General features: G+C 32.5%; 13 protein-coding genes and 1 pseudogene. 8 read left to right on the top strand and 6 right to left on the bottom strand.

Annotated features, from left to right (window positions below; genetic code table 11):
- The first annotated feature begins 1 nt into the window (after position 1).
- From ACDZ29_RS23470 to ACDZ29_RS23480, 3 genes are all read left to right on the top strand, one after another.
- Positions 2–223: a peptidoglycan-binding protein gene (locus ACDZ29_RS23470; RefSeq protein ID WP_375088841.1), complete on the top strand. Its 222-nt coding sequence runs from the start codon at positions 2–4 to the stop codon at positions 221–223.
- Between the two features lie 10 nt (positions 224–233).
- Positions 234–419 (top strand): hypothetical protein, encoded by a 186-nt coding sequence (locus tag ACDZ29_RS23475; RefSeq protein WP_375088842.1) that lies wholly within the window; start codon positions 234–236, stop codon positions 417–419.
- A 100-nt stretch (positions 420–519) separates the two neighbouring features.
- Positions 520–939 (top strand): hypothetical protein, encoded by a 420-nt coding sequence (locus ACDZ29_RS23480; RefSeq protein ID WP_375088843.1) that lies wholly within the window; start codon positions 520–522, stop codon positions 937–939.
- 315 nt (positions 940–1,254) lie between these two features.
- On the opposite strand, the pseudogene ACDZ29_RS23485 reads toward ACDZ29_RS23480, so the two are convergent.
- Positions 1,255–1,800, bottom strand: a pseudogene (locus ACDZ29_RS23485) (DUF3898 domain-containing protein); the annotation flags it as partial.
- A 50-nt stretch (positions 1,801–1,850) separates the two neighbouring features.
- Positions 1,851–2,981, bottom strand: coding sequence for a tyrosine-type recombinase/integrase (locus tag ACDZ29_RS23490; RefSeq protein ID WP_375088844.1), 1,131 nt, complete (start codon positions 2,979–2,981; stop codon positions 1,851–1,853).
- 505 nt (positions 2,982–3,486) lie between these two features.
- Here ACDZ29_RS23490 and ACDZ29_RS23495 point away from each other — a divergent pair.
- Positions 3,487–4,191: a DUF308 domain-containing protein gene (locus ACDZ29_RS23495; protein WP_375088845.1), complete on the top strand. Its 705-nt coding sequence runs from the start codon at positions 3,487–3,489 to the stop codon at positions 4,189–4,191.
- A gap of 427 nt (positions 4,192–4,618) precedes the next feature.
- On the opposite strand, the gene ACDZ29_RS23500 is transcribed toward ACDZ29_RS23495, so the two are convergent.
- Entirely contained in the window at positions 4,619–5,146 is a 528-nt protein-coding gene (locus ACDZ29_RS23500) for a hypothetical protein (protein WP_375088846.1), read from the bottom strand.
- Positions 5,147–6,015: 869 nt separating this feature from the next.
- On the opposite strand from ACDZ29_RS23500, the gene ACDZ29_RS23505 reads away from it, so the two are divergent.
- The 3 genes from ACDZ29_RS23505 (at position 6,016) to ACDZ29_RS23515 (ending at position 8,846) form a co-directional block, all read left to right on the top strand.
- Positions 6,016–7,251, top strand: a complete 1,236-nt coding sequence (locus ACDZ29_RS23505) for a hypothetical protein (protein ID WP_375088847.1) — start codon at positions 6,016–6,018, stop codon at positions 7,249–7,251.
- Between the two features lie 350 nt (positions 7,252–7,601).
- On the top strand, positions 7,602–8,255 hold the full coding sequence (locus ACDZ29_RS23510) for a hypothetical protein (RefSeq protein WP_375088848.1): 654 nt from the start codon (positions 7,602–7,604) through the stop codon (positions 8,253–8,255).
- A gap of 279 nt (positions 8,256–8,534) precedes the next feature.
- Positions 8,535–8,846 (top strand): hypothetical protein, encoded by a 312-nt coding sequence (locus ACDZ29_RS23515; RefSeq protein WP_375088849.1) that lies wholly within the window; start codon positions 8,535–8,537, stop codon positions 8,844–8,846.
- Between the two features lie 279 nt (positions 8,847–9,125).
- Here the strand turns inward: ACDZ29_RS23515 and ACDZ29_RS23520 are convergent, their stop codons facing one another.
- On the bottom strand, positions 9,126–9,911 hold the full coding sequence (locus tag ACDZ29_RS23520; RefSeq protein WP_375088850.1) for an endonuclease NucS domain-containing protein: 786 nt from the start codon (positions 9,909–9,911) through the stop codon (positions 9,126–9,128).
- A 738-nt stretch (positions 9,912–10,649) separates the two neighbouring features.
- Between ACDZ29_RS23520 and ACDZ29_RS23525 the strand changes: the two genes are divergently transcribed.
- A complete protein-coding gene (locus tag ACDZ29_RS23525; protein WP_375088851.1) occupies positions 10,650–11,807 on the top strand; it encodes a type I restriction endonuclease in 1,158 nt (385 codons plus the stop codon).
- A 313-nt stretch (positions 11,808–12,120) separates the two neighbouring features.
- Here ACDZ29_RS23525 and ACDZ29_RS23530 read toward each other — a convergent pair whose 3' ends face one another.
- A complete protein-coding gene (locus ACDZ29_RS23530; protein WP_375091209.1) occupies positions 12,121–12,342 on the bottom strand; it encodes a zinc-ribbon domain-containing protein in 222 nt (73 codons plus the stop codon).
- Positions 12,343–12,396: 54 nt separating this feature from the next.
- Positions 12,397–13,023, bottom strand: coding sequence for a zinc-ribbon domain-containing protein (locus ACDZ29_RS23535; protein ID WP_375088852.1), 627 nt, complete (start codon positions 13,021–13,023; stop codon positions 12,397–12,399).
- Positions 13,024–13,043 lie beyond the last annotated feature (20 nt).

The following is a 13,043-nucleotide window of genomic DNA, read 5'->3' on the forward strand; positions in this document are numbered from 1 at the left end:
CGTGGCTAAACCTGCGACGAAACCAACAGCCTCTATCGTCAAGTATCCGGGGAAGGTTATCGAAATCGGCTCGAAAGGTAAGGACGTTGAGCGGATCCAGCGTACGGTCGGCATTAAGCCTGACGGTATTTACGGAAAAGGGACGTCGGCAGCGGTCAAGGCGTATCAGAAACGCAAGAAGCTTTCGGCTGACGGTATCGTTGGCGGAAGACTTGGGCGGTGATGTTCTAATGATGACTATTATCAAGCGGATTAAATTCCAATACCTCTTTTCCTTCGGACTGCTGATCGTTTTGTCGGCGGCCTTATTTGTGTTTTACGGCGACGAGCAGACGCGGAATCTTATTATCGGCGCGCTAGTTATGAACTTCGGTCAGATTACGGGATCATTCTTTCCGAAGAAACACGAAGACATTTAACGGTTAACGAAATAAATGCGAAGCCTACGAGGAATGAACCCATTCGTAGGCGGATGCGTACATATAATTATAAGACAAAAGGAAAAGGGACGGTGCTTTTATGGGATTTTGGAAACAGGTCATTAAACCGCGGATTCAAATCAGCGTATTGGCAGGCGGTCACGTATTAACTGATAATGTCGAAGGTAAAGAAAGCGTTAACAGAATGACTATAATGAAGAGGAGGCAGCCAGGCGAGGTCAAGGTTACAACTGCATTTGGACAAAAACACTTCAAACTTTCACGGATTGAGTGGGAACATGGTGAAAGTCGAAACGTCGGTAAACCTAAAAGCAGCACGATTTTAAGTACTGCTCTTGTGGGTTCAGTCGGTGTAATTACTGATGTAGCATTCCGAGCAATGAAAAAAGAAACTTCAAACGCTTACATTTATTTAATCGACGAAGAAGGCGAGGAGCACAAAATCCTTATTCAGTGTACAAAGGAACAATTTACGCAAATATCGCGCATAGTTTACTAACCTCGGCCAATAATGTTCCATGCAATGCTTGCGAGCAATAGGATTGCGCTCATATACATTAACTCTTATAGTTTTACGCTTTCCTTCTTCTATCCATTGAATTGAAGTATAAATATAAAAAGAGAATGCTATTTCATAATGCATTCTCTCTTTATGTTAGTAATCCTTTAGGAAACCTTTAAACAGGAATAAGAGCCATTTTTGTCAATTTAGCGGCACACTTTCGGTCACTAATATTGCCGAGAAAACCTTTGTATCGCTGTTTTCTGTTATATTAGTGGTCACACAATGCTCAAAATACACGTATAAAATCCCTCAAACCTTCCTACTAATCTTCTCCACAATCTCCATCAAATCATCCGGCCTGTGAAATTCAATCGGCGAAACGCCTTTATCGAACTCTATTGTATCGGATTCAATCATTAATACATACTTGCCGTTAATCTTCCCTAAATGGATGCTGTCGCCAAAATCAGCAAGCAATCCTTTAACAGATGTACTGCCTAGCTTCATTCGCAGTTCAGCTTCAGGTGTATGCTCGACAATCTGGGCAGTGGCTTCGACGACCTGGTGGGTTTCAAGACGTTCCTGGATTTCCCGCTTATCGCTTGTTTCCCAGATTTCCAGGTCCTGTTCGAATTTGTGCAGTTCATCACTGTTTTCTTCGAATTGAGCGGATACATGCTCATGGACCATATGGATGACCTGGTTTTTCATGATTTCAGGCATCGATTCGCCATATTCGACGAATTTCAAAAAGTCCTCGAAGTAGCGGGCATGTGAGGCCTGGTGGATTTTCAGTTCGCCTTCTTCGACCATTCCTTCTTCGGGCATGTAGGGATAGGAGGTAGCTGAAACATTGATATGACTACATTTAAGGCACTGTAAATGTGTAGTGGTCACTAATTCGGTCACATTCCTATAATTTTGTCCAATTTATCCGAGACAGATTTCTGCATATCGGGCAGGACATGACTATAAGTATTGAGCGTTGTTTCAATATCTGCATGACCTAATCGTTCTGAAATAAGCTTTACATTTACATTTTGTTGAATCAAGATAGTAGCATGTGTATGTCTAAGGTCATGAAATCGAATCTTAGGTAACCCGACCTTCTCTACTAGATTAAAGAACTCTTTACGGAAGTTTCTCGGTATCATGGGTTTACCATCCCTTGTGCAAACAATTAAATCGTTGTCATGGTAATTTTGCCCATGAGTCAGCTTTTCCTGTAAGACCTGTTTCCTGTAGGTCCTTAATTCGTTCACTAACTTACTAGGGATGTGAATGGAACGGACGCTCGCTTTATTCTTTGCACCAGATTTTATTTCAGCATTTTGTGTTAATGTTTGCCGAACAAATATTGTTTGTGTCTCAAAATCGATATCTTTCCAACGCAGTCCTAAAATCTCTCCTTGTCTCATTCCTGTAAAGATAGAAATTAGAAATCCAATGTAACAGCGAGTCAATCTATTAATATTACTAGCATCGCTGATGAAGTGATTGACTTGTTTAAGCGACCAAATACTCATTTCTCTTTTCTTAATCTTTGGAAGAGTGATTCCATCAGCAGGGTTATGCTTTATAAGTTTCAAAACTTTTGCTTTTTTTAATGAAGCACTAACAATTCGGAAAATTAGATGGATGGTATGTGCTGAATAGCTAGTGCAGTTTACTAATTCATTGATAAACTTTTGAATTTGTATTGGAGCAATCTGCTGTACCTTTAACTGACCCAGTTTTGGTTTTATGACATTTCGATAATAGATAGAATGTATTTCAAAAGTAGTTTTTTGTAGTGTATTCTCCCTTTCTTGAAACCACTCCTCCATATAGCGTTCGTAAGTCATCTTTTTCAGGTCTAGGAACTCGTCTTCTAAAACTTCTGATCTTAGCTTTGTCATTTCATCTAGAGCATGGCGTTTTGATTCAAAGCCTCTTCTTCTAATTTGTTTACGTTTACCAGTCATGGGGTCAATACCGCTGTTAAATATGAAATCCCATTTTCCTGTTTGTTTATTTTTATTGATACTACCTGTCACAGTAAGAAAAACCTCCTTGGAAGTTACCCTTGTCTGTGAAAGTTTCCTTAGCTATATTTTACCATAAAAAGTGAGATTGTTGACCATTCGCATATGGAGATAGAACATATAAATAAGCAACATAACAAATATTCTCCGGTGAGGAATTTTTATCAAAATAATGTTAAGAGACAAAGTTTTTTTTCACCCAAGAAACACGCTCACTATAAAATGGGTGTGTTTCTTGGGTGCCGGTGCCTTATCACCAGTGCAAGGGAAAGGTTATTCAATAAGGGTAGTAGCACTGCAATCCCTGCAATCTAACCTATTTCTCATCGATAGATTTTACTTTTCTTACGTTTACAAATCCATTCAAATGTGTTCGTTGGGATTCATTCCTCCATTTCAGTGTTTAAGGTGTGAGTTATTTTAGTTTTCAAAAAAATATATTTATTGTTTGAAAATTATGGTATTTTTGAATTAGACAATAGGTAGGATTTTTATAAATATGAAGGGGAGCGGTTGCATGGAAATGGGGATATTATTTATTGTTATTGGAGTTTTATTGCTTTTTGGGGGTGTTGCACTTGGACTTATTATTTTTTTTATTCTGGGTATAGTATTTACTGGAATTGGTATAATAATGGTCAAATTTTCAACAAAGGGCTCTAGTAGAAAAAAGGAAATTAGTAACCCTAACACGGTGGAAGAAGAATTTCAAAAATGGATTTCTAAGAGTTTAAGTCAATATAATGTTTCAAGAAATGATATGAAACGCTTATATGGAAACAAATATTATGTTATAAAGCCAAAACTGAAGAAATTTATTTATATTGATTATAGTGCATATTATAAAAGTGCTAATACAAAAAAAATTGTAGATTTAAATAACGTTAAAAAGATTTCTTTAAAAATAAATAACAAAATAGTTGGTGAGATGACAAAAGAAAATGCTATTGGAAGAGCGTTAGTTGGTGGGGCATTGTTTGGAACAGCTGGTGCAATTGTAGGTGGTGCATCTGCAAAAGAAACACAAACTCAATATAATCAAATAACAAGCATACGGTTGGAGATTATTACCAATGATGTGAAAAACCCCTACTCTACCATAACGCTATATCAAGAAAAAGATGAAAAACAAATTAATTTTATAGCAATGGAACAAAATATCAATAACTTGTATTGGTCTTTAGAGAATTGCTTACAAGAAAATAAAGAAGCATTGAATTAGATTATTTTTTTAATTACTAAGGGATACTATTATCATTAATGACTTTTCACGACTTGCTAGGTTGAAAGAATGAATATGCTTGAAAGACAGCGTGAAGGAATTGCTATAGCTAAGGCAAAAGGTAAATACAAGGGTAGAAAGGCTATTAAAATAGATAAAAATTCAAGGGATTGTATGAGAAATATATGACACGTGAAATCAACAAAACCAAGTTTGCCAATGAATTAGGTGTGAGCAGAATAACCTTGTATAAAGTTGATTGAGGAATACGAAGCAAGTTAAAAAAATTTTCCTTACGAATGTATATTTATTTAAAAATAGAAAAGGATAGCAGAGAATCTATCCTTTTCTATGACTATTTATATCTTCATTGGCAGAAATATATGCACATAATTAATATAGACATAAGTGTATTATCCAATCAACTTTATCCTCTCTTGTTTTGATTGTTTATTAATACCCCTGCCAATCCACCTAGTATTAATAATGCAAAACCACCGAGTTTCATTAAAATATTTTGCTGACCACGTCCTACTTCTTGTATTTTATCTGATAAATCAGCTATTTGCTCATAAATTCTCTTTACTTCATAGGGATTGTCATTTTCATTTAATTTATTTAACCGTGCATCTAATCTAGCTAAAGTTTCCTTATGTGCTTGGATGGTTTCACTACTTATACTTTTGCTATTTTCAATCAATTTTCCGAACACTAAGACCAATCCTTGGGCAATTTCTACTTTATCATTTCTATTAAGAAGTGTTTCAACGTAAACTTTTTTCTCATCTCCCTTCAACTTCATTAAATTATTTGCAACATCAAGGATTTCAGCTTCAATTTCATCGGGTTTTGGTTCTGTATTGTCGTTTTTATGTTTATATTTCTTGGAGTTCATATTTCTAATTACTCGTTCGTTATTCTTATTCCTTTTTTTCTGTTCTTTACTATTATCCATTTTTTCTCCCTCCTTTTATATGTAAATAATACCATTTTTGGTAAGCGTTGATGATTTACTTTGTATAAAATTCTTCTTTTATCAAGGAACCACAAAAACCGTTCTAAAGACATAGTTTTTATTGGTCTAACAATTGAGAAGGTCAATAAGAAAAAGTGAAGTATATATCATTAATATAGCGATTTCTGTATAACCATTCTAATTCCATAAACAACTAGAAAGTAATAGAAAAATATATTGAAATTCAGTTCTCTCGTTCAAACAGATAATATATTGGAAATTGCATCAAGAACAAGCCCGTTAATGCATTTGTAAACACTTGCAGATGCTACTCCGTAGCACTGCTTAACCTCACTACGTTCGGTGGCTTCGCCCTGCTTTTACACAATCAATGTATGAAGTAAATAGATAGAAGCGGGCGAAATCTATATAACACTTTTCACTTTAGATGTCAACAGTTATATAGCGTGTTTTTTGACTTTTTTTAATATTTATGGTATAATAGTATTGTAGTCATGTTTGAGTGACTACAATACAAACACATAACATTATAATAACTAAATAAAAACATTAAAATATACAAACCAAACACAAATTTTCCTCTTTTATTGATGAGGTTTTTTGTGTTTTTTTGTTTTCCAGAACGTACAGAGAGATTGATGTTAAGGGAGTGAAAATAGAAATCTAGATTTTAACGAGCCGTTTTGGTACTTTTCGGCTAGGCTTTGGGAAACGATAGTTTTACAAAGGATGGTGATAAAAAGTATTTAAGCGTACAGGAAAAAAGTAATACATAATCGCCTTATATATTTATTAATTATTATAACCCGATTTTGTATCAAAATTTTATATCAAAAAGGAGAATGAATATGTTAACAGAATTTAGTCAAGAAGAAATTGTAGAGCTTGTGGGTGATGAGGTGGTTAAAAATCATTTTCATAAAAATGGAAGGTTAATGACAAATATGTTTGAACGCTTTTTGAGAGATTTAGAGCAAAGGTACACTCAAGTGAAAGTAGATGGAAAAGGTGGGAAAAAGACTAGGTACTTAATAGGTGAGAGAAGAGAGTTTCTTGCAGAGCGTAAAGACAAAAGAAGATATAATGGTGAGGGGCAACTTCCAGAGAACTATGAACAAGGTTTTCCAATAATGATATTAGAACATTTAATTCGCTCAAGTGTCAGTGAACCAACAACGACAAATAACTTACTAAAAGATATGGGATTCATAACAGATGACTTGTTTGAAGCAAGTAAAGGTAAATATAGTCAAAACGTATTAAATAGTCAAATTGCAAAATTGAAAGTAGATAATATTATTGCAAATAACACAGAAAGTGCTGTTTATGATTATGTAGACCGAGAAATAAATAGATTAACTCAACATTTTATGGGGTATATACAGAAATTGGAGGTTGCAAAACTAATAATACATAACAAACATACAATGGGTTTAATTTCTGTAACAGAGCCAATTGATATATACGATAAGTTTAGTGGAAGAATGAAAACAGTTTTAGAGGAACAAGAGAGATATATTGAATTATCACCATTTGTAATTGATAAAGTTGCAAAGATGAGAAGGGGTTTACAAAATAAACCAAAATATAAACATTTAACCTCTAAAGAAATTTACCGTTATCGCAATAAAACGGACGTTAAGGAATATTGGAAAGAACATGATATATTACTTTATCAAATTATTGATGAAAATGGTATCCAATTAAAATTACTAAGAACGTTTGAAGCACACACATTATTTTTACAGGCAGGAGATAATCCAATAAAAAGATGGTTAGAGAAAAAGCAGAATCGAGGAGCGATTGATTTATACAACAACGATGAACTGCAATATTATTTAAAAAATCGTGAACAGTTTCATGAAGCGAGAGAGAAATATGTTGTTAAATTAGCTACTGATAGACAAGACAATGCCCAAAAAGAAAACACTAAATTATTAGATGAGTTTGGTGGAAAACAGAAAAAAGTTGAAATTAATTTAGATGATACTGAATGGGTTAAAAATAAGAAATTGATGTTTCTAGGTTTATATGTAGAAGCTTATGAAAAGCTTCAAGAACATTATGGGTATAAATTTAATTAAAAGGAATCATCGAGGATATAAGGGAATTTGGAATTTTTGATTAACGGTATATAAAAACACAAATAACATATAAATTTAATCAAGCATTTCAACGTAAAGTAATAAGATTGAAACCCCATTCCATATGGGGTTTTTCTGTATTTTCCCACACTTTGTTAAAATATTTATCCTTATGATTATTAATTAAAACTTGTCTATTGACATGGTTTTACGTTTGAAAAGAGTAAAAGTTGAATCCTCTTAATAAAGGGAATTTTTTTGTTTGAATTGTGATTCAAAATAATTTTGTCAGTCCTTTTTGATATAATAGATTTTATAGTAAAATATATATCTGTATGGGAGAGTTTCATGTGAAGACTTTTCTTGGCTTAACGGTAGGTATTATCTGTAGTTTGATTGCAATTATAGGGCTTTCATCAGACATAGCTGGATTAACAGGTTATAACATAGTTTACACAATAAAGAAAAATGCCCCTAATTCTTACATTATATTAGTTTTGATAATAGTTATTATGTACCTACTTGCATATATTAGGGAGATTAGAAATCAAATAGTTAAAAAGCCAGATGAATCAAATTTGGATAACAGTCCTCCAGATAATGTTTTGTCTGCTTCAGATATATCTGTTCTTGATAATCTATTCGATACTTTTTCTGGTTGCACTATGTATGATTTCTTTGATACCCTAGCAGACACACGTTCCGTTAATATTAATCAAGCTGTGCATTTTGATGAAGCTATCAAGTTATTTTTATCACCCCACAAGAGATTAAGAAGTCAAACTTTGGAAAAAGCTAAAGGTGAATTTCTGAATGCTTTTGGGGAGTTTCTATTATACTCAACTTCATTTGAATCCAACAATGGGGTAATAGCTAGGTTCAAGTCGAAATCAGATGAGGAAGAAGATAGGTATTTGGAGATTGTTAGAAGAACATATAAACAATGGTCTGATTTTTTGGTAACTGTGGCAAAGGAAGTACCTAATTATCAAATAAAGGATTAACCATAGAATAGTACCAACTAAAACCCCTTAAAAAAGGGGTTATTCCTGTATAAAATTCGATTTTTATCAAAATAAATAATTGTAGTGGAAAAAAGAAGTATTTTGCTCCCGTGATTGGTATTAAATTTTAACCTGAGTGAATTTTTAACAAAACCTGCAAATACAATATTTTTCCCCTATGAAATATCGTATAATTAATCCAACAATTGGAGCAGGTAATTTTATAAAGAACTAAAATCTTATATTTATTAGTTAGATGGTGAGGGAGTGACAGAAAGTATGAATAAGAAACTTATATCTATGATTATTGCTATTTTACTTATGTTTTGTACACTTGGTTCGTTAGGCATCTTTTATATCCAGTATAAAAAGGATGTGGGGGTAGCGGAAGTAAATACGAATGAACGGTATAAAACAGATGAATCATTATGGGATGAATCTCCCGATGATGTGGTATTAGATGCTATTAATCCTATTAAACAAGATTTTTCAGGAAAGCTAATTATCCATTCTGTTATTTTAGGGTTCATTATTTTATCAGAAATAGGATTGTTAGTTGTATTACCTAATGAAAAAGGTAACCTGAGTTAAATTGTTCAATAAAAGAGAGAATTTAAACTGTTAAGGTGTTCAACTCAATAAGTATTAAAAACTCTAGGTATAGATGTTCATTTAGCCTGTGTATTCTCATTCCAAGTAGGATAAACGTAATGCTAATCAGAATTTCAAACACTAAGTAAAAAGTTTAAAACCCCATTTGATTATGGGGTTTTTTCATTATAAAAGACAAGTTTTATACATTAGGACAAAGATTTTTACAATAATGCTCACGAGCGAATAGAGTTATGATTTTATTTTACGAAGTGAGATTTAGCGATTCATTACAGCATGTTTAAATGCTTCATCAATAAGAGGTTTGATATAATCTAAGTTTTTAATGTACTTTAGATTAATATCAATCTGATTGGGTTCTTTATCCTTGGAATTTTTAATATTTATCTTTGAAACGTCTAACTCAGGAATTATCAATTTATATCTGTCGTACAAACTATCACGATTTCCATAAGGAAAATGAAATAGCAAGCGGTCTCCAATAGTTGAAATTGATAAAAATTTCTTGTTACTTTGCACTAATTGAAACATAATTCCATCTGAGATATTACAGATAATCGGTGTATCTATTGTATGTAGATAGTTCCCTATATAATCGTATATTTCATTTGCGATGGTACCTTGTTTATTTAATCTATTGAAAATATTGGCTTTATTAAGGTAAGCAGAATTTCCTTTAAGTATTTCGACTACATTTTCTAAATGTATTTTGATGTCCTTTTTATTTTTACTCATATACTCTATTTGTAGTTCTTTTAATTTCGAGCGGAAAATCTCATTTGTTGGGTAGTTTGAGATTAGCATAAATCTTGCATCTTCATCTCCAACCAATGTTCTATATTCTAAAATTTGTTCAATAGCCTTATTATCTACTACCTCTTTTACTTCAATATAGAGATTTCTTCCATTTCTATCTTTTAATAAAATATCGCATCTCTTCCGTTGGATGACCGATTCTCTTTCAATTAAGGTTAGTCCATCTTCAATTAAATCATGTCTTATTAACAATTTATTTTGTAAAACAATTTCTTCATTTCGTTTCATGTCATCACTCCTGGATTATTAAGGATAATTTTTTTAACATCAGGACACTGAGAATAAAATAAGGCTTCATTAACTCCAAAGCATCTTTTAAAAGACCTTTCCTGAAATGAATGCAGACTCCTCATTGAATATGAGTCTAGTCAGAGTGTGGCCTAGAAATGTCACAAACCCCCAATCATGTTAATATTTCGCTCCGTGTGAATAGTTAGATTATATCCTCTAATAACATGATTTTCACGTGTGAAAAAGTAAGGTGTAACTATCGGATACTTATTACCATTTTCAATACTTCAATTAGGGAGGAAGGTCTAAGCTCTACGCTCCCACACGATGCCTTAGATTTAGAGTAACTATTAAGTATAACCGCTCACTTTTTATTCTGCTTTTGACTTTCCTTGATGTAACTAAAAGGTAAAGTTAATAAAAAACGATTTTCATCAAGCAAATGTACATAACTTAAAGGATAGGTTAGCTATAATATTATCTACCTACTCCGATAATTTGAATATACGATAAAATTATCATGCTACTAATCAGCCGATTTACCTTAGGAGGAACACATGAAAAAAAATCAATTCTGATTATTAATCGTTAGCACATACTTACTCCTAGCCCCTTTTCTCAATTCTAAGTGACATTCTTAGCTCCAAAAACAAATAATGGGTATATAGTAATCCTTTCTATTTTTTCGTAATAATTGTAAAATTAAAATTATTACTTATTAATTAGGAGGACGTCATGGATTTTAAACAGGAACTTGAAAAATTATCACTACAACTTATAGAAAGAAAGTCCCATATTATTAATGAGGAATCCACCAAGCAATCTCTTATAATTCCATTTATTCAAAAATTAGGATACGATGTTTTTAACCCTCTTGAAGTAGAGCCTGAATATGTTTCCGACTTTGGAAGTAAAAAGGGTGAAAAGGTTGATTATGCAATTAAAAAGGATAGAAAGCCTATTATATTTATTGAAGCAAAGTCAGTAAATGAAAAGTTACATAAACATAGTGCACAAATATTTCGCTATTTTAATGCATCACCTCAAGTTAGATTTTCAATCTTAACGAATGGAACTGATTACAAACTTTTTACTGATTTAAATGAAGATAATATTATGGATAATGAACCCTTTTATCAATTTAATATTGAATCTCTTACTAATTTAGATGTAGAAGTAATTAGCAATTTCACCAAAGAAAACTTTAGTTTAGAAGAAAATTTAAAGTTTTCACAAGAATTAGTTTATACCCATAATATCCACTCTACACTAAAAGACTTGTTTAAAAATCCTACTGATGATTTTGTGCGATTTCTTATAAAAGATCTAAATAATCAGAGAGTAACTGCGGTAGTATTAGAAAAATTCAGACCAATTATTAAAAAGGCGATTAATCATACTTTATTAGAGATTATTGGAGAGGGATTATCATTTACTAACGAAGTAGATATAGTTCAACCACAAGAGGACTTACTTGTTTCTAATAAAACCTTAGTGACCGATGAAGACCGCTTTAAAGATGAAATTGAGGAAGAAAACAAACCCAAAGCTAATACAACAGAAGAAGAACTTCGTGCTTTTTCAATAGTGAAAGAAATTTTACAAGCAAGTGAAAGAAATGTTGATAACTTAAAATATAAAGATAACTCTAGTTATTTTGGTATCATAAATCGTGTAATTACTAAATGGTTTATTCGTTTTTATTCTGATAGAGATAATAGAAGTTTAATAATTCGTTTAGAATTAGAAACTGTAAAGAAACTTTGTCCTAGTTTTAGAGTTGAGGACGCCCCAAAAAGTAATGGTGTAAGTAGGATTTATATTAATTCGGTAGAAGATTTATTAGAATTAAAAAGTTTAATAATAGCTTGTTACGATGAAGTTAAAGAATAAACTCCTGACAAGAAAACAACAACTCCTTTAATAAAAGTAATTAACAAACATTGTATAGGCACTCTTTAAGGGTGTCTTTTTGTGTTATTAACGAGGTAGAAATTTACAAATAATGGTGATTTATATTAGGGAAATATAATAACTCTACCGCTTGTTTTTAGTACTGTGTTTTATAGGTAGGACTTACTGCAAGAGACGGATTAGAAATTATGAAGGTGACCTAATTTTGCATGGCTAATATACACCCATATAAAAAACACTCTATAAAGAGTGTCTTATAGTCGTATTTGTGATTCTGAATGAACTTGATAATTCAACACTTACTTCTTTTTCTTGCACATTTAGGACAACCACTACCTTTATTTCTGTTTTTTACGGGGATATTCCATTCGTGACCACAAACTGAACAGAGCCACCAGACTCTTTTATTTGAACCTTTTGTAACATCAGTTGGTTTTAAGTCACCGTTTTTTTCTGGGTGCCACTCATTTGCAAGTTGTGGATTAGCAGTTAATAAATCATTATACCCAACAATTACGGCGTTTTTACCTCTACAGGCAGGGCATCCTTGACCACGTTTTACCCTTTTTTATACAGTAGTTTGCCATTCAAAATGACATTTACTACATTGCCACCATAACTTTTTTTCATAAATATTTAGAGTAGGTTCGTCCAGTGTAATATCTTCATTCTTTGTAGAATGAAATTCCTTTACTAACAAAGCATATTTTTCATCTATCCTTCCTTCAGTAAGAAGGATATTTGATACTTTTTTTCTTAATTTTTTATCCTTATTACACAAAGGGCAACCATCGGTTTTAAGTTGATAATAAATAGTCTTTTGCCATTCATATTTGCAGGTAGGACACTGCCAACACACTTTTTTTTCGCTACCAACGGTTATATCCTTTGGTAGTAATGGTAAGTTATTAGTAGGATGCCAATACTCTAAAAGTTGTGGATGCTCAATTTCCAAACTATCGTGATTTACTTGAGACGTTTTATTAGCACATTTTGGGCATCCATTTCCTCCACGATTTCTACTTGCTACTGTCGCAATCCATTCATGCCCCTTCTTGCATACCCACCATACCTCTTTATGGCTATTAGCCGTTACTACAGACGGCTGTAATCCACCATTTTTTTCATGATTCCACTCTAATGCCAATTGTGAATTTGCTTGTACTAATGAATTTTCTTTTGTCTGCAAGTCCATTACTTTATAAATTAAAATTC

The sequence above is a fragment of the Peribacillus sp. RS7 genome (genome assembly GCF_041956845.1).
GTDB lineage: Bacteria > Bacillota > Bacilli > Bacillales > DSM-1321 > Peribacillus.

Bases quoted from the DNA above. Each gene is read 5' to 3' on its own strand.
- ACDZ29_RS23475 (WP_375088842.1), top strand. From the start codon at position 234: ATGACTATTATCAAGCGGATTAAATTCCAATACCTCTTTTCCTTCGGA.
- ACDZ29_RS23480 (WP_375088843.1), top strand. From the start codon at position 520: ATGGGATTTTGGAAACAGGTCATTAAACCGCGGATTCAAATCAGCGTA.
- ACDZ29_RS23495 (WP_375088845.1), top strand. From the start codon at position 3,487: ATGGAAATGGGGATATTATTTATTGTTATTGGAGTTTTATTGCTTTTT.
- ACDZ29_RS23500 (WP_375088846.1), bottom strand. From the start codon at position 5,146: ATGGATAATAGTAAAGAACAGAAAAAAAGGAATAAGAATAACGAACGA.
- ACDZ29_RS23505 (WP_375088847.1), top strand. From the start codon at position 6,016: ATGTTAACAGAATTTAGTCAAGAAGAAATTGTAGAGCTTGTGGGTGAT.
- ACDZ29_RS23515 (WP_375088849.1), top strand. From the start codon at position 8,535: ATGAATAAGAAACTTATATCTATGATTATTGCTATTTTACTTATGTTT.
- ACDZ29_RS23520 (WP_375088850.1), bottom strand. From the start codon at position 9,911: ATGAAACGAAATGAAGAAATTGTTTTACAAAATAAATTGTTAATAAGA.
- ACDZ29_RS23525 (WP_375088851.1), top strand. From the start codon at position 10,650: ATGGATTTTAAACAGGAACTTGAAAAATTATCACTACAACTTATAGAA.
- ACDZ29_RS23535 (WP_375088852.1), bottom strand. From the start codon at position 13,023: ATGGACTTGCAGACAAAAGAAAATTCATTAGTACAAGCAAATTCACAA.